This is a genomic window from Arthrobacter sp. KBS0703, assembly GCF_002008315.2.
Taxonomy (GTDB): Bacteria; Actinomycetota; Actinomycetes; order Actinomycetales; family Micrococcaceae; genus Arthrobacter.
Map to the genome: position 1 here is coordinate 3,348,328 of NZ_MVDG02000001.1, position 15,631 is coordinate 3,363,958.

The 15,631-nt window shown below is 66.9% G+C and carries 16 protein-coding genes, 1 tRNA gene and 1 other RNA gene; 10 read left to right on the forward strand and 8 right to left on the reverse strand.

Annotation, left to right across the window (positions count from 1 at the left end; genetic code table 11):
* Nucleotides 1-2: 2 nt before the first annotated feature.
* Nucleotides 3-677 (reverse strand): LytR C-terminal domain-containing protein, encoded by a 675-nt coding sequence (locus B1A87_RS15505; protein WP_078026757.1) that lies wholly within the window; start codon nt 675-677, stop codon nt 3-5.
* The gene (locus B1A87_RS15510) at nt 670-969 is read right to left on the reverse strand and encodes a type II toxin-antitoxin system VapB family antitoxin (RefSeq protein ID WP_104140389.1); all 300 of its coding nucleotides are present in this window, start codon (nt 967-969) and stop codon (nt 670-672) included. Before B1A87_RS15510 ends, B1A87_RS15505 begins: the two co-directional genes overlap by 8 nt.
* A gap of 147 nt (nt 970-1,116) precedes the next feature.
* Here B1A87_RS15510 and B1A87_RS15515 point away from each other — a divergent pair, with 147 nt between their 5' ends.
* Both B1A87_RS15515 and B1A87_RS15520 read left to right on the forward strand, forming a co-directional pair.
* Nucleotides 1,117-2,049 carry a hypothetical protein gene (locus tag B1A87_RS15515; RefSeq protein WP_078026758.1) on the forward strand — a complete coding sequence of 311 codons (933 nt, stop codon included), beginning with the start codon at nt 1,117-1,119 and terminating at the stop codon, nt 2,047-2,049.
* 59 nt (nt 2,050-2,108) lie between these two features.
* Nucleotides 2,109-3,746, forward strand: coding sequence for a stealth conserved region 3 domain-containing protein (locus tag B1A87_RS15520; protein WP_078026759.1), 1,638 nt, complete (start codon nt 2,109-2,111; stop codon nt 3,744-3,746).
* 66 nt (nt 3,747-3,812) lie between these two features.
* Here the strand turns inward: B1A87_RS15520 and B1A87_RS15525 are convergent, their stop codons facing one another.
* From B1A87_RS15525 to B1A87_RS24090, 3 genes are all read right to left on the reverse strand, one after another.
* Nucleotides 3,813-4,724: a phosphodiesterase gene (locus B1A87_RS15525; protein ID WP_078026760.1), complete on the reverse strand. Its 912-nt coding sequence runs from the start codon at nt 4,722-4,724 to the stop codon at nt 3,813-3,815.
* A gap of 174 nt (nt 4,725-4,898) precedes the next feature.
* Nucleotides 4,899-5,249: a hypothetical protein gene (locus tag B1A87_RS15530; protein ID WP_078026761.1), complete on the reverse strand. Its 351-nt coding sequence runs from the start codon at nt 5,247-5,249 to the stop codon at nt 4,899-4,901.
* A 124-nt stretch (nt 5,250-5,373) separates the two neighbouring features.
* Entirely contained in the window at nt 5,374-6,750 is a 1,377-nt protein-coding gene (locus tag B1A87_RS24090) for a M23 family metallopeptidase (RefSeq protein WP_260680885.1), read from the reverse strand.
* A gap of 243 nt (nt 6,751-6,993) precedes the next feature.
* On the opposite strand from B1A87_RS24090, the gene B1A87_RS15540 reads away from it, so the two are divergent.
* On the forward strand, nt 6,994-7,902 hold the full coding sequence (locus B1A87_RS15540) for an oxygenase MpaB family protein (RefSeq protein ID WP_078026762.1): 909 nt from the start codon (nt 6,994-6,996) through the stop codon (nt 7,900-7,902).
* Nucleotides 7,903-7,948: 46 nt separating this feature from the next.
* Here B1A87_RS15540 and B1A87_RS15545 read toward each other — a convergent pair.
* Nucleotides 7,949-8,036: transfer RNA gene (locus B1A87_RS15545), tRNA-Ser, on the reverse strand.
* Between the two features lie 168 nt (nt 8,037-8,204).
* Between B1A87_RS15545 and B1A87_RS15550 the strand changes: the two genes are divergently transcribed.
* From B1A87_RS15550 to B1A87_RS15570, 6 genes are all read left to right on the forward strand, one after another.
* Complete coding sequence (locus B1A87_RS15550) at nt 8,205-8,528, forward strand: hypothetical protein (RefSeq protein ID WP_078026763.1); 324 nt, start codon at nt 8,205-8,207, stop codon at nt 8,526-8,528.
* Nucleotides 8,529-8,603: 75 nt separating this feature from the next.
* Nucleotides 8,604-8,700: signal recognition particle sRNA small type (gene ffs, locus B1A87_RS15555), an RNA gene on the forward strand.
* A gap of 28 nt (nt 8,701-8,728) precedes the next feature.
* The gene (locus B1A87_RS25090) at nt 8,729-10,201 is read left to right on the forward strand and encodes a DNA polymerase III subunit gamma and tau (protein WP_395940256.1); all 1,473 of its coding nucleotides are present in this window, start codon (nt 8,729-8,731) and stop codon (nt 10,199-10,201) included.
* An 834-nt stretch (nt 10,202-11,035) separates the two neighbouring features.
* Nucleotides 11,036-12,235 carry a hypothetical protein gene (locus tag B1A87_RS25095; RefSeq protein ID WP_260680886.1) on the forward strand — a complete coding sequence of 400 codons (1,200 nt, stop codon included), beginning with the start codon at nt 11,036-11,038 and terminating at the stop codon, nt 12,233-12,235.
* A 94-nt stretch (nt 12,236-12,329) separates the two neighbouring features.
* The gene (gene recR / locus B1A87_RS15565) at nt 12,330-12,929 is read left to right on the forward strand and encodes a recombination mediator RecR (protein WP_078026765.1); all 600 of its coding nucleotides are present in this window, start codon (nt 12,330-12,332) and stop codon (nt 12,927-12,929) included.
* A 124-nt stretch (nt 12,930-13,053) separates the two neighbouring features.
* Nucleotides 13,054-14,412 (forward strand): aspartate kinase, encoded by a 1,359-nt coding sequence (locus B1A87_RS15570; protein WP_078026766.1) that lies wholly within the window; start codon nt 13,054-13,056, stop codon nt 14,410-14,412.
* A gap of 18 nt (nt 14,413-14,430) precedes the next feature.
* On the opposite strand, the gene B1A87_RS15575 is transcribed toward B1A87_RS15570, so the two are convergent.
* A complete protein-coding gene (locus tag B1A87_RS15575) occupies nt 14,431-14,637 on the reverse strand; it encodes a hypothetical protein (protein ID WP_078026797.1) in 207 nt (68 codons plus the stop codon).
* Nucleotides 14,638-14,787: 150 nt separating this feature from the next.
* Nucleotides 14,788-14,982: a hypothetical protein gene (locus B1A87_RS15580; protein WP_395940276.1), complete on the reverse strand. Its 195-nt coding sequence runs from the start codon at nt 14,980-14,982 to the stop codon at nt 14,788-14,790.
* Between the two features lie 112 nt (nt 14,983-15,094).
* Between B1A87_RS15580 and B1A87_RS15585 the strand changes: the two genes are divergently transcribed.
* Nucleotides 15,095-15,598 (forward strand): MarR family winged helix-turn-helix transcriptional regulator, encoded by a 504-nt coding sequence (locus tag B1A87_RS15585; RefSeq protein WP_078026767.1) that lies wholly within the window; start codon nt 15,095-15,097, stop codon nt 15,596-15,598.
* The last annotated feature ends 33 nt before the right edge of the window (nt 15,599-15,631 follow it).

Sequence of the window (15,631 nt, forward strand, 5' to 3'; positions counted from 1 at the left end):
GATCAGCGCTTGGCGCCCTGGGTGGGAATAACCGGCCACCGGGAGTCATCAGCAATGCGCCGGCTTTCCCGCGGGCAGCTGAGCTGGCCGGGCGTCTGGTCAACGAGCGCGGGCTTCATCAGGCCGCGGTAGTCGCCGGCCAGGATAACGTCCACGCTGGCGTCCGTGCGGCCGTCCTGGAAATAGTCCGAGCCCGGCACGTTCCGCTGCACGCTGAAGGCCGCGGACTGTCCGGCTGCCCCGGAAACGACAGCTGCCACGCCGCGGTAGCCTGTCTCGGTGTTGCCCACGGCACCGACAGCGAATTTCCGGGCGCGGAACTCGTTGGCCGCGGATTTGGCCAGGCCCGCCCGGCTGGTCGAATTGAAGACGTTGACCTTTACCTTGGCATTGGGTGTGTAGTTGAACGTGGTGTCGGGGCAGAGCGACGCCTTCTCCTGCGTCTGGATCGCCGTCGGAAACTTGATCTGGCCGTTCATGACGCCCACGGCGCCCATGATTGCCGCGACAATGAGGGCAAGGAGCAGGACCAGCACCACGCCGTGCAGGATGCGCCGCCGCAGCCGGACCGGGTTGTCCACGGTGTCGTCCGGCTCCGCGAAGGTGGCCCGAAGCTCCGGCCCGGTGATGACGCGGTGCCCGTGCAGGACCGAGGCATCCTTGGGTTTTCTAGCCATCGATCACCAGCACACGGGCGTGGATGGCGGTCCGCTGGTGAAGGGCCGTGCGGACCGCCCGGTGCAGGCCATCCTCCAGATAGAGCGTGCCTTTGTACTGCACAACATGCGGGAAGAGATCGCCAAAAAATGTTGAATCCTCGGCCAGGAGGGCTTCAAGGTCCAGGGTCCGCTTGGTGGTCACGAGTTCATCCAGGCGCACCGGCCGCGGCGGAAGGGCGGCCCAGTCCTTGGGCGTGCTGAAACCATGGTCGGGGTAAGGGCGTCCCTCGCCCACAGCTTTGAATATCACCATGCAATGCTAAGCACCTTGCCGGTCCAAGGGAATGTGGAACCCGCCCGGCCCGGAGGTTGTAGCCAAACAGTAACCATGTGTCACATCGGGCCGACTTCCGCCCGCCACCGCCGGCCGGCCGGCGCCGGCTGTAAGAATGGAAGCATGACTGCACCCCCTGCGAATGCTGCCGCCGCCGGCCTTGGCGCCCACACGCCGTCGGCTCCTGCCCTTGCCCTGCTCCTGGACGTCGACGGTCCGGTCGCCAGCCCCGTCACGCGGGACGTCAAGCCGGAAATCATTGCCGACCTGGTGGCCCTGGCCTCGGCGGGAGTTCCGGTCATCTTCAACACCGGCCGTTCGGACGCCTTCATCCGCGAGCAGGTCATGGAGCCGATGATCGCCGCGGGGATGCCTGCCGGGACCCTGATCCACGCCATCTGCGAAAAAGGCGCCGTGTGGTTCAGCTACACCGCGGCAGGTCCGGGTCCAATCCACGTGGACCACGAGCTCGCCGTCCCCGCCGCGTTCGGGGACGACGTCCGCCGGATGGTGGCCGAGGACTACGCCTCGCACATGTTCTTTGACGAAACGAAGCGCGCCATGGTGTCCGTGGAGCAGCACATCGAGGTGCCCAGCGGGGAGTACCTCGCCGAGCAGGAGCTGTTCGACGCGGAGGCGGTTGAGCTGATGGGGCGCCACGGGCTGGGCGTGGTCAGGCTGGACCACCACGCACCGAATTCCGATGACCAGATCGATTACCGCGTGGATCCCACCATCATCTCGACGGACATCGAGTCGGTCCGCCTCGGCAAGGACCTGGGCGCGAGCAGGGCGGTGGAGCTGCTGGCGGCCCAGGGCATCACGCCGCAGGCGTGGCGGACAGTGGGCGATTCCCGGACGGACTACGCCATGGCCGACTGGCTGCACCACAACGACCACCAGGTCAAGCACGTGGACGTCCGGCCCACGGACGGAGTGCCGGTCAAGCCCTATGACGTCCTCACGGCCGCCGATCTGGGCCTGGACGGAACGGTGATTCACGACGACGCCGGAGGGGCCTTCCTTCACAGGTGGAGGGAAGCGCTGGCTGGCTGAGCCCGCTGCCGCCGCAGCGGCGCCAGTAATTTCCCTGCAGTTTTTTCGGCAGGACTATCATGCAAGTAAGACCCCACCCCCGAACAGCACGGAGAATCACCATTACAGACGTAACGGTTCAGGATGATATTTACTACGGCGGCCAGGCATCCGAGGACGTACCCGCGCATGCGGAAGTAACGTCGCCGGCGGCTGTTGCGCGCCTCAAGCATCGCCCCGACGTCGTGCGCCGCTCGGGCCGGTATGCGCTGATCAATGAGAACCGGACGCCGTACCAGGCGATGGTGGAGGACCTGCTGTTCCTCCGGAACGTGCTGGCCGCGGCCGGGCTGGATTACCTGCTGGTCCGGGGCAATAACGACCGCCCGGTGATCGCGCTGGACTGGAAGAACCGGAAGAAGCTTCGCGCCGCCCTCGTGGACGCCTGCCGGAACGAACCGTTCTACTCGATGACCGTTGACGCCAAGAAGAAAACGGCCGTGCTGGTGGCCGACGGTGAACTCTCAACCAACCGGCAGGCACGGATCTTCCGGCTGTACCGTCCCCGCGTGGAGCCGACCGGCGGCTTCGAATTCGGCGCTTCCGCCGGCGTGCAGGTGGAGCTGTGGAGCTTCCAGGGCAACGAAGTGATCCTGCCGATCGAGAATTCGCTCACCCGCCGCACCATGTTGGCAAACGACGCCGTCCGTGGAACCGTTGAGCGCTACGGCCACACCTGGCCCACCATCGAGAACATGTTTGCGGACCACGCGAGCGACATCAGCTTCGACATCGACCTGGTCTTCTCGTGGGTGGACGGAAGCTCTCCGGAATACATCGCAGCCCGGCGGGCACGGATGGCCGGAGCCGTCGTGGGAGAAGGCGACGACCACGAGGCGCGCTACCGCCAGATCAATGAGCTCAAGTATGCGCTCCGGTCCGTGTACATGTTTGCACCCTGGATCCGCCGCATTTTCATTGCCACGGACTCCCCCGCGCCGGCGTGGCTGGCGGACCACCCGTCGGTGACGATCGTCAACAGCGAGGAGTTCTTCGCGGACCCCTCCGTGCTGCCGACGCACAACTCCCAGGCCGTCGAGTGCCAGCTGCACCATATCGAGGGCCTGTCCGAGCACTTCCTGTACTCCAATGACGACATGTTCTTCGGGCGGCCGGTCGGACCGGACATGTTCTTCACGCCGGGCGGCATCACCAAGTTCATCGAGGCGGAGACCCGCATCGGCCTCGGTGACAACGACGCTGAGCGCAGCGGATTCGAAAACGCCGCGCGGGTGAACCGCAAACTGCTGTGGGACCGCTTTGGCCGGATCACCACCCGGCACCTTGAGCACACGGCCGCACCGCTGCGGCGCAGCGTGATCGCCCAGATGGAGCAGGAGTTCCCCGCGGAGTTCGCCAAGACGGCGGCCAGCACGTTCCGTGCCGCGGACAACATCTCCGTGACCAATTCCTTCTACCACTACTACGCTCTGCTCACCGGACGCGCGGTGACGCAGACGGCGGCCAGGGTCAGGTACGTGGACACCACGGCCCGCGCCGGCCTGAACTACCTCCCCAAGCTGCTGTCCAAGCGCAACATGGATTTCTTCTGCCTCAATGACGGCAGCTTCCCGGAGGTTCCGGCAGAGGAACGGGCGGAACTCGTCACCGACTTCCTGGAGAAGTTCTACCCCATCAAGGCGCCCTGGGAAAAGTAGCAGGGGACGGAAAAGCAGCCGGGCACAGCTGATTGCCCCGGGCCGCGAGGCAGCCGGGGCGGGCTGCTATTTGGTGGTCAGGACCTGGCGCTTTGCCTGATCGGGAATGCGGATGCCGGCAGCGGCCAGCCGCCGTTCCGTCTCTTCCGGGCTCACGTATTCCCCGACGGTCGGTGCGGCTCCCAGCGGAACCACCGAATGCACGATCGTGTGCTCATAGACGTGCACCAGGTTGAAGGCCTGCCCGGCGTCGCGTCCGCGGGTGCCGCCCACCGGAACGTTCAGGTCCTGGGTGTAACAGGTGGCGGAGGCCACCGACACCGGGATACCGGCGAACGTGCCGGTGGTCGAGTAGTGCAGGTGCCCGGCGAGGATGGTGCGGACATCAGAGTTGCGGACCACTGCGGCCAGGGCAGCCTGGTCACGGAGCTCCACAAGCACGGAGAGGTCCAGGACGGAGGGCACCGGCGGGTGGTGCAGCGCGAGGATGGTGCCGTCCGGGGCGGGCGTCTCCAGCTGGGCGGCAAGCCAGTCAAGCTGACCGTCGCTGAGCTCGCCGTGGTGGAACCCGGGCACGGAGGTGTCCATGGTGATGACCCGCAGGCCGTTCACATAGTAGCTGTGGTCCACAGGATCGTCGTTGCCGGGCTGGTCCAATAGGCCGGCCCGGAAGTTGGCACGGTTGTCATGGTTACCCATAGCCCAGATGACCTTGGCACCGAGATCCCTGCACGCCGGTTCAACGATGGCACGAAGCTTGGCATACGCCTCGGGGTCGCCTTTGTCCGCCAGATCGCCGGTGAAGATCACGGCTTCGGGCCGCGCGCCCGAGGCTTGAACCTCGTCGAAAAGCTGGATCAGGCGGGCTTCGCTGTCTACGGCTCCATAAAGGGGGTCCGGACCTCCCAGCAGGTGGGGGTCACTCAGGTGGAGTAGAAAATGACGTGGCCGGGGGTGCTCGGCCTCGATGAGCTCCATTGCTGCCTTCGCGGTAGTGAGGAAGCGGGGCGCCTCCTGTGTCCCTCTCAGTACGCTCCATCCAACCAGATAAAAAGCGAACTTTGGGGAAACTGGAGTTGGCATGTTGAAAAATTACGGCTGCGCCGCCGCTTTCGGGCTACCTTCCTCGCTTTCGTTTAATGACGGCGGGCATCACTCGATGACCGCCTTGATGGCTTGCCGCAGCTCCGGCGACGCCGGATCCACGGCGGAGGCGAACCGCCCCACAATTTCACCGTCACGGTTGACCAGGAACTTCTCGAAGTTCCACGTGACCGTGCCCGGCAGAAACGTCTTCTTGATGGTCAGCTCGCCGTACAGGGGGTGCCGCGCTTCGCGTCGGACGTTTGCCTTGGCGGTGAGGGGGAAGGTGACGCCATGCTGCTGCGTGAAACCGCACTCGGAGGCCGAGTTAACCACCGGCATTGCGTTCCCTGTGAAGCGTCCGAAATCGGTAGCGGTTCCGTCGTTCAGTGTCAGCGGAATCGTAGGGAGGGAAGTCACATGGTGCCTTCTGACCGGGTGCATAGCTGTCATTAGTGACAACGGTATTGGCTCCCGCTGCATTCCTTCGACCTCCTAACCCGGCTGGCGGACCAGCCGGACGGCGGGGCAACCGCCGCCGCACCTACGGCGCGGCGGCGGGCTCCACCGGCACTACTCCTTCAGGCACGGCCCCTGAGGCGGCTGCCGCAGAAGCATCAGTTAGAACAACCGTCGACGACGGCACAGGCGCCGGATCAGCCGTGGGAACCGGCTCCGGCTGGGACGGGGCCAGGCTTTCCGTGGCCGACGGCGTTGGGACGGGATCTGTCACCGGCACGGACTCCGTCGGTACCGGCTCCGCCGTCAGGGCAGGTTCAGTGGGAGGAACGGGGTCGACGGGCGCCGGGTCGGTGGTCACGGGCGGCGGCTCCACCGGTGCCGGTTCAACCGGTGGCGGTGTCGGCTCCGCCGGAGGCGGCGTTGGCGTGGGAGTCGGGGTGGGTGTCGGCGTGGGGGTGGGTGTCGGCGTCGGAGTGGGCGTCGCAGGCGGCGTCGGGGTAGGCGTCGGTTTCGGCGTCGCAGGGGCCGTCGGTTTGGTGGGTGTGGCGGTCGGCGTCGAGGACGGCCGTGGCGACGACGAGCTGGGTGCCAGTGCGGTCCGGGGCAGGCTGGCCGCGGAACTGGTCCGCGGCTTGGCGGCCAACGCGGCAGCAACAGGAGACAGGCTGTCGTCGGTGTTCCCCGGCAGGGCGGGGATCGCCCAGCCCGAGGTGAGGGCGGTGCTGGGGTCGAAACTGGTCAGGACCGCCGGAGTCAGCCGGTCCACCTGCCGGATGGGCAGCAGGGTCCATTTCATCGGGTCCTCGTGCTGTCCGTCCTTGATCACTTCGAAATGCAGATGGCATCCGGTGGAAGCTCCGGTAGTGCCCACTTCTGCAATGACCTCGCCAACCCGTACCTGATCGCCTTTTTCGACTGCTATGCCCTGGAGGTGGTTGTACGTGGTGATCAGCCCGTTACCGTGGTCGATCTCCACACGGTTGCCACCGCCCCAGGGGTGCCATCCGGCCGCCCGGACCACCCCGGAGTCGGCCGCGTAGACGCGGGTTCCACAGGCGGCGGCGAAGTCCTGGCCCCAGTGGAATTCGCCATCTTCGCCGGTCAGCGGGTTATGGCGCACTCCGAACGGAGAAGTCGGGTTGAGCACTTCAAGCGGCGCCATGAGGAAGCCCTCGCCGGGCCGCTTCAGTTCAGAGGACGCCACGCCCGGCGTCCGCGGCTTGGTTCCGGTCTTTGCAGTCGACGTGTCCACCACCGTCCGGCCGTAAGGGACCTTGGCCAGGGCGTCCGCGGCCGGCTCGCCCAGGGCATGGCCTTCGTGCGTGGTGTCCGGATCAAGCAGGGATGGGCCCACAACGCCGGAAGGAGGTGTCAGCGGGATGGCGTCCCCGACGGGCTGCTGCACTGAACCGGCCGGTCCCTGGAACCCAAAGGCGAAGACGGAGAACCCAACGACCACGGCCGCGGAGAGACTCCGCAAGGCGATCCGCCCAGGTCCGATAACCCTCGGCGCGTGTCCGTGTCCCCCATGAGCTGCCACTGATTTCTCCTGAATTAGGACCCGCCAAACTCCTATCGCGACGAGCATTGTCCTCCATTGTGGCCACACGCTCAGTCCGCGGGAAACCCCCAAAACTGGGGGGCTAAATACGGTGTTATTTATAGGCTTAAGCCGCCAGCGTCCCTGGGCAACAATGGAAACATGCGGAATTTCCTGAGGGAATGGCGGTCCGAAGTTCGGCGCGCGCTCACCGGAAGCCCGGAGGAGCCGCCCGACTGGGCGCTCATGTTTGGCCAAGGGGACGACCCCGGATATTTCCTCCCGGGCTCAGCTGTCTGGACCGTCCACGGGGGCATGCCCGCGCTCATCGCAGGCATCCGGTCATTGCTCATGCAGTCGCTTCACCCCGGCGTCCTTGCCGGGGTCCACGACCACTCGAAATTCCGCGAGGACGCCCTGGGCCGCCTCGCCAGGACAACCCGCTGGATCCACGCCGTCACGTACGGTTCCCAGGCCGACGCACTCGCCGCGTGCAAGCGCGTGCAGCGGATCCATGAGTCGGTGCACGGAAAGTACACGGATGGACAGGGTGAGGTCCGGGACTACTCGGCGAACGATCCCGACTTGCTCCGGTGGGTCCACGTCACCTTCACCGACTCGTTCCTCTGCGCGCACAAGCGGTGGGGCGGGTCTATCCCGGGCGGTCCCGACGCGTACGTCCGGGAGTGGGCGCAGGCGGGACGGCTGATGGGCGTGGACTCTCCTCCGCTGAGCGAGGCCGAACTGAAACCCGAATTGGACGCGTGGTTCGCCTCGGGCGGTCTTCGTGCCGACGAACGGGTTGCCGAAACTGTCGCCTTCATCCGCAATCCGCCCCTGCATCCGCTCCTGAAACCCGGCTACCGCGTCCTGTTCGAGGCCGCGGTGCTCAGCCTGGAGCCCCGGTACCGCGCCATGCTCGGCCTGCGGACCGCCCGGCTTGGTCCCCTGCCGCTGCCGGTGACCATCGCCGCCCAGGTGACCCTCGCCGTCGTGCGCCTTGCACTGGACCGGACCGGGCCAAGTGAGCGCTCGGCGCGGGAGCGGCTCCGCCGGCTGGGCGTGGCGTAGGAACCAGAAAACCCGGTTCCGACAATGTCGAAACCGGGTTTTCCGATGGCGGAGAATGGGGGATTTGAACCCCCGAGGGCGTTAACCCAACACGCGTTCCAGGCGTGCGCCATAGGCCGCTAGGCGAATTCTCCAGTAGCTTCTGAATCAAAAGCAGATACTAGAATACCTGAACTTTTCGGCATCGCCCAATTGGGCCAGCCGGGGGCTTCACACAGGCCGGCGACGGGAGGCACTGCACCCGCCCGGCCGCCGGTCAGCGAACGGTGACGCGCGGGTGCCCGGCTGGCAGGATGGTTGCCATGTCCCAGCTCCACGCCCTCGTTGCCTATGTCCCGGAATCACACGCCGAGGCAGTGCTCGCCGCCATCGGGGATGCCGGCGCAGGCCGGCTCGGCAACTACTCGCACTGTGCGTTTACGGCTCCGGGCACGGGGCGCTTCACGCCCCTCGCCGGCGCCGAGCCCTTCATCGGCGCAAGGGGCGTGCCGGAGCAGGTGGCCGAAGTCCGGATCGAGTGCGTGGTGGACGACGGAATGCTCGACGCCGTCATCCGGGCGCTGCGGGCGGCCCACCCTTATGAGGAGCCCGCCTTCATGACCTGGCCCGTGAACGGGCATCGGTGAGAGGCCCGATATCGGCGCCCGGACGGCAGTGCCGGAGCCGATTCGGGGCACGCCTAAACTTCGGGTAAACTGTCTGACGGCCCCTCATGTGGCGTCATCCTGTTGAACTCCCCCAGGACCGGAAGGTAGCAAGGGTAAGCGGGCTCTGGCGGGTGCATGAGGGGTCTTTTATGTCAGTCCCGATTGGTAGGGTTTTCTCTGTGACTGTTACTACTGCCCTTTACCGTAGATACCGCCCCGATTCGTTCGCGGACGTTATCGGGCAGGAACATGTCACGGAGCCGCTCATGACGGCACTGCGCAAAAACCGGGTGAACCACGCCTACCTGTTCTCGGGTCCGCGCGGCTGCGGCAAGACCACCTCCGCCCGCATCCTGGCCCGCTGCCTCAACTGCGCCAAGGGCCCCACGGACACCCCCTGCGGCGTATGCCCCAGCTGCGTGGAACTGGCCCGCGGCGGCTCCGGATCACTCGACGTGATCGAGATCGACGCCGCCAGCCACGGCGGCGTGGATGACGCCCGGGACCTCCGTGAGCGCGCCACGTACGCTCCGGTGCGGGACCGCTACAAGATCTTCATTATCGACGAGGCCCACATGGTCACCTCGGCGGGCTTCAACGCCCTGCTGAAGATCGTTGAAGAACCCCCGGAACACATCAAGTTCATCTTCGCCACCACCGAGCCGGACAAGGTCATCGGGACCATTCGGTCACGCACGCACCACTACCCCTTCCGCCTGGTGCCGCCCGAGCCGCTGATGGCCTATCTGGAGCTTCTCTGCCAGCAGGAAAACGTGCCCGTGGCGCCCGGCGTGCTCTCGCTCGTCATCCGCGCCGGCGCCGGGTCCGTCCGCGATTCCCTCTCCGTCCTTGACCAGTTGATGGCGGGCGCAGGCCCCGATGGCCTGGATTACGAGCTTGCCGTGGCGCTCCTTGGCTACACCCATGCATCGCTCCTGGACGACGTCGTCGAGGCGATCGCAGCCTCTGACGCCGCCACCGTCTTCCGGGCAGTGGACCGCGTTATCCAGACCGGCCACGATCCCCGCCGCTTCGTCGAGGACCTCCTGGAACGCTTCCGGGACCTCATCATCGTCCAGGCAATGCCGGAAAGCGCCCAGTCCATCCTCCGCGGCATGCCCGCGGACCAGATTGCCCGGATGCAGAACCAGGCGCACAACCTGGGTGCCGCCGAGCTTTCCCGCGCAGCCGACGTCACCAATACCGCGCTGACGGAAATGACCGGCGCCACGTCGCCGCGGCTGCACCTCGAGCTGCTCTGCGCCCGCATCCTGCTGCCCAGCTCCGAACAGACCGAACGCGGGATCGCGGCCCGGATTGACCGCGTGGAGCGGAGGCTGAACTACGCAGGGAACGACGTCGGCGCTCCCGCCGGCGTGTCTGCCGCCCCTTCGCCTGCTGCGGCTGTTTCTGCAGCTCCTGTTCCGCCGGCCGCGGCTCCCGTTGCTCCCGTTCTGCCGGCCCCGGCTGCCGATGCTCCCGCCGCTGCCGCGCCTGCCCCGGCCGCTTCTGCACCATCCCCGTCAGCACCAGCAGATCCGGCCGCCCAGCCGCCCGCTGCCGCGCCTCCGGCTGCCCGCAACGGGCGGCCTCCCCGCCGCCGCGCCAGCCGGGCGGGAGCCCCTCGCCGCACCCCGAATCAGTACCGATGACTGGCCGGTTGATGAGGCACCTGCCGGCGCCCGCGGGGCGGCTTCGGCACCGCGTGCCGACGCCGGCCGGGAGGCTACTCCGCAAAGCCCCGCCGCCCAGCCCCTGCAGGCGCCCCGGCCCGCTCCCGGAGAGCAGGCTGCGCAGGCTGTCCAACCGGCACCTGCCCGGGGTCCGGAGGCACGGCCGGAACCGGCCGCGGCACAGTCTGCCCGCCGCAGCGCGCGGCAACGGCACCGGCCGGCGCAGGTGCCGACGTCGAGGTTCTTCGCCGCGCGTGGCCGGAGGTCCTGCAGACCCTCACCAAGATCAAGCGCAGCACGTGGGCCCTCGTGGAGCCGAACGCCCAGGTCGGCCAGTTCGACGGCCAGGTGCTCACCCTCGTCTTCACGACGTCCGGGCTGGCCGGTGCCTTCGGCCGGGCGGATCATTCCGAAAATCTGCGGCAGGCCATCCATAAGACGATCGGCATCGACTGCCAGATCACTGCTGTGGCGGCCGGGTCCAGCAGCTCAGCGAGCTCTGAGCCAAACCCAAAAGCGCCTACTAGCCGGGACGTCCCGGCTACCACCACGGATGCGGATTGGGGGCTTGCCCCTGCCGCGCCCGACTCAACGCCGCCTTCGGCACCCGAGTCCGCGCCGGTTGCACAAAGCGGCGCAGCGTCAGTTGCGGCCACCTCCGCCGCCGGCATTTCCGCCGCCGGTCCTTCGGACGGAGTCCCTTCGGGGGCGGGTCCGGTCCCGGCAACGCAGCCCGCCGCTTCTGCGCCGCCCGTTTCCGCGCCGACCGTTTCCACCCCCACCGTTTCCAGTCCGGCTGTGTCATCCTCGGCTGTGTCTTCTCCGTCAGCGGCTTCCGCCGGATCCACCCCGGCCGAAGCGGTCGGGGCTGAAACGGCCGGGGCTGCTGGTTCCACGCCTGCGGGTTCGGGCCCCGGCAGTGCAGGTGATGACCAGTCGCCGGCACGCGGGCAGTCCTCACCGGCGCAAGCTTCGCCTCCGCAGGCGTTCGACGCCGCGCAGGCCGGCGCTTACTCCTACCCGGACGACGATTGGGGGCCGCCGCTCGACGAGGACGCGCCGCCCCTGGATGAAGAACCCCCCATGGACTGGGAGCCGCCACGCCAGGCTCCGGCACGCCCTGCCCCGTCTTCGCCCGACCGGCCCAGCACAGCTCCGGCTACGGTTGCTCCTGCCACCGCCGCCCCTGCTTCACCCGCTGCGGCCGGCCCGGCCACCAACGCGCCCGGCACCGCTGACCCCACACCCACACGGAACGCGTCCGACGATCCCTGGTCGCGTGCCGTTGAGCAGGCCCCCGGTGTGTGGCTCCTCGGTTCGGAGACCAATGTCGGCAAATCCCAAGGCGAGTCAGGTGACGCGTCGGAAACGGTCCCTCCGGAGCCGGCCGCCCCGAGCTATGAGCCGGCAGCGGCACAGATTCCCCGGACAGACCGCCCGGCCACCAGCGTCCCTGATGCGCCGGTCCCGGCGACGGGCACGGCACAGCCGCCGGGCAACGGCGGTACTCCCCCGCCGGCCGAGGTGCCCGAATCGGACGTGCCCCAGTTCGCCCCCGCTTACGCCATGGCATCCGCCCAGGCCTCAGGCAGCCATGACTACGGCGTCCCGGGGCCGAGTATTCAGTCGCCCGCCGCGCAGGCCGTCGCCGTATCAACAGAGGTGCGCGTGCCGGTCTTCGCACCGAGCGCTGCCCCGGCTACACAGCCTGGCCCGGCGGCCGCTCCCGCCCCGGCAGGTGTGGCGACAGCCGCGCCTCCGGTGCCCGGCAGCGGAAAGCTGAGCCTGTACCAGAGGCTGTCCAACAGCCCCGAGGCCGAGGCAGGGCGGGCCAAGGCGCCTGCCCGGCAGACCGAATCTGCCGCGCCGTACGTGCAGGACATTCCCAGCGCGGACGACGAAACCATCGAGGAGTCGGGCGTCTTTGGCCGGGCCGCCGTCGAGCGTATTCTGGGCGGGAAGCTCATTGAGGAACGGTCCCTGGACGGAAGCCCGCTGCTGCCCCGCTATTAGCCAACCCGTCACCGCCTGACAGCCGGGCGTCCCTGCCCGGCCCCTCTCCGCCCATGCCGGCCGGAGGTCTTCCAACCAAGTAATCGAGGACATTGTGTACGAGGGTGCAGTTCAAGAGCTGATTGATGAGCTCGGACGCCTCCCCGGCGTAGGGCCGAAGTCGGCCCAGCGGCTGGCCTTCCACATTCTGGAGGCCGACCCCCAGGACATGAAGCGCCTGGTGGAGGCCATCACCACGGTGAAGGAACGCGTCAAGTTCTGCACGGCCTGCGGCAACGTGACAGAGCAGGAACTGTGCAACATCTGCCGGGACCCGCGCCGGGACCCGACGGTCATTTGTGTTGTCGAGGAATCCAAGGACGTCCTGGCCGTGGAGCGCACCCGGTCATTCCGCGGCCGGTACCACGTGCTGGGCGGTGCGATCAATCCGATCGCCGGCATCGGCCCGGAGCAGCTGCGGATCCGCGAGCTCCTCACCCGGCTCAATGACGGCGCCATCCAGGAAATCATCATTGCCACCGACCCGAACCTGGAGGGGGAAGCGACGGCGACGTACCTGGCACGGATGCTCAAGTCGATCGGCATCACGGTCACCCGGCTCGCTTCCGGCCTGCCCGTCGGCGGCGACCTCGAATACGCCGACGAAGTCACGTTGGGCCGGGCCTTCGAAGGCCGCCGCAACGCCCTGAGCTGACCGTCCCAGGGTCACAATTCAACGCGAGGCGGACGGCGGCGATAAACTGTTGGCATTAGTACGCCGTCGCGCCGCAAGGCCGCCTGGCCGCCAAAACTCCGATTGATCCAGTGAGGGTGCACGCATGAGTATGCCCAGTACCGAAGTGAAGACCGAACCTCAGCAGCAGGAGCTGGCCGCCAGTGACTCCGTCACCACGCAGCTCATTGTGCAGAAGTTCGGCGGTTCCTCGGTGGCCGACGCTGAGGGCATCAAGCGGGTTGCGAAGCGCGTGGTCGATGCGCAGAAGGCCGGCAACGAAGTCGTTGTCGTCGTCTCCGCGATGGGCGACACCACCGATGAACTCCTGGACCTCGCCGCGCAGGTTACCGATTCCGCCCCGGCGCGGGAAATGGACATGCTTCTCTCCGCCGGCGAACGCATTTCCATGGCGCTGCTGGCGATGGCGATCAACAAGTTCGGCGCGTCCGCGCAGTCCTTCACCGGTTCCCAGGCCGGCATGATCACCGACGGAATCCACGGCAAGGCGCGGATCATCGACGTCGATCCGCACCGCATCCGGACCGCACTGGACAAGGGACACATCGCCATCGTTGCGGGCTTCCAAGGCATGAGCCGCACCACGAACGAGATCACCACCCTGGGCCGCGGCGGTTCAGACACGACGGCAGTCGCCCTCGCCGCCGCCTTGGAAGCCGACGTCTGCGAGATCTACACCGACGTGGACGGCATCTATACCGCCGATCCCCGCGTTGTGCCGTCCGCGCAGAAAATCGACCGCATCTCCAGCGAGGAAATGCTGGAACTGGCTGCCTCCGGCGCCAAGATCCTCCACCTGCGGTGCGTTGAATACGCACGGCGTTTCGGCGTGCCGCTGCACGTCCGTTCTTCATTCAGCCAGCACGAAGGCACCTGGGTCCTGCCCGGCGCCGACGACAAGATCACGACTCAAGAGGGAGTTGCCTTGGAGCAGCCAATCATCTCCGGTGTTGCACACGACCGCTCGGAAGCGAAGGTCACGGTTGTGGGCGTTCCGGACATTCCCGGCAAGGCCGCCGCGATTTTCCAGGTGATCGCTGACGCGCATTCGAACATCGACATGATCGTGCAGAACGTCTCCACGCACGGCACCGGCCGGACCGACATCTCCTTCACGCTCCCCATCGTCGAGGGGGCGGATGCCCTGGCCGCACTCCGCGCGGCCCAGCAGGAGATCGGCTTCGAGAGCATCGAATACAACGAACAGATCGGCAAGCTGTCCCTGATCGGCGCCGGCATGCGGTCACACCCGGGCGTCTCCGCCACCTTCTTCAAGGCGCTGTCCGCAGCGGGCATCAACATCAACATGATCTCGACGTCAGAGATCCGCATCTCGGTCGTGACGCACGCAGACCTCCTGGATGACGCGGTCCGCGCCATCCACAAGGCCTTCGATCTGGACAGCGAAGCCGAAGCCACCGTCTACGGCGGCACCGGCCGCTAAGGACAGGTTCCGGGCGCCCTACTTGAGGTCGCTCTTGCGGACTGCATAATGGTGCCCCTCGGAATCCGTCTCGACTTCAAATTGGGCCAGATCGTCCTCTGAAGCGTGTTCAAAATCGTCGTGCATATGAACCACCGGGGCGGCCGGATCGCCCTGGGTGGCAGGGCCGAATATGAACCGGAGCCTGTCGGTCATATCCATAAAGCCAGCAAGCACATGTGCCACAAGTCCCACCCCCTTCCCTGATCGAAGGCGGAGAGCAACCGCTCGTCCGTACTGCCGTGCCCTTATTTTACGCCGGGACCACGAAAAATGGCCCTCTGCGGAGCGTGAGAGTCATGCGCCATGGCCGCGGGGCAGGAGAAGGCTGGGGGCTTAGCGCAGGGACTTGTCCTCGGGGTTGCGCGGCACCACATACGTGCTGCCGTCCGGCCGCCGGACCGTTTCCCACTGCTGGGTCTCGGCCTCGCGCTGGGCGAGCAGCTTCCGATTCTCCTCGGTCATGTCATGCCCCAGGGAACTCCGGTTGGCCGGGCCGAAGATCGCCCTGAGCTTGCCGGTTGCGCGCATGAACCTCTGTGATGCGTTCTCTTTTTCCACGGTTTCCACACTCCATTTCCAGGACACTGCTGGAAACAACGATACACTAATTATTAGTGCACTAACTATCGAAGGGATGCCCATGACCGGACGATCGGAAGCCCCTGCCGTACCCTCAGCCACGGGGCCAGACGCAGGCTCCGATGTGCTCGAGGACGATCTCCTGCTGGAACGCCAGCTGTGCTTTGCCCTGACCGTCGCCTCCCGCAGCGTCGTCGGCGCGTACAAACCGGTGTTGGACAAGCTCGGGCTCACCCATCCCCAGTACCTGGTCATGCTGTGCCTGTGGGAATCAAGCCCGCGCTCAGTCCGCGACATCAGCGACGCCCTGGCCCAGGAGCCCGCCACCATTTCGCCTCTGCTCCGCCGCCTGGAGGCGGCCGGGCTCATCACCAGGCGGCGCGTCGAAGGAAACGAACGCGCCCTGGCCGTCGCGTTGACCCCCGCCGGGGCCGACTTGCGCCGGCAGGCCACCGAGGTCCCCGGCATCATGATGGCGAGGCTGGGCCTGACCCGGGAACAGGTGGCAAGCCTGCACCGCACCATGATGGACCTCATCGCCGCCACCGGTTCTGCCCGGAACTAGCGCCCCGGAAAGCGCCGGCGCTTCGGCGCAAGC

Coding starts and splice junctions, on each gene's coding strand:
- B1A87_RS15525 (WP_078026760.1), bottom strand. CDS start 4,724: ATGGAGCTCATCGAGGCCGAGCACCCCCGGCCACGTCATTTTCTACTC.
- B1A87_RS15520 (WP_078026759.1), top strand. CDS start 2,109: ATGCAAGTAAGACCCCACCCCCGAACAGCACGGAGAATCACCATTACA.
- B1A87_RS15550 (WP_078026763.1), top strand. CDS start 8,205: ATGTCCCAGCTCCACGCCCTCGTTGCCTATGTCCCGGAATCACACGCC.
- B1A87_RS15505 (WP_078026757.1), bottom strand. CDS start 677: ATGGCTAGAAAACCCAAGGATGCCTCGGTCCTGCACGGGCACCGCGTC.
- B1A87_RS15580 (WP_395940276.1), bottom strand. CDS start 14,982: ATGCGCGCAACCGGCAAGCTCAGGGCGATCTTCGGCCCGGCCAACCGG.
- B1A87_RS15570 (WP_078026766.1), top strand. CDS start 13,054: ATGAGTATGCCCAGTACCGAAGTGAAGACCGAACCTCAGCAGCAGGAG.
- B1A87_RS15540 (WP_078026762.1), top strand. CDS start 6,994: ATGCGGAATTTCCTGAGGGAATGGCGGTCCGAAGTTCGGCGCGCGCTC.
- B1A87_RS15585 (WP_078026767.1), top strand. CDS start 15,095: ATGACCGGACGATCGGAAGCCCCTGCCGTACCCTCAGCCACGGGGCCA.
- B1A87_RS15515 (WP_078026758.1), top strand. CDS start 1,117: ATGACTGCACCCCCTGCGAATGCTGCCGCCGCCGGCCTTGGCGCCCAC.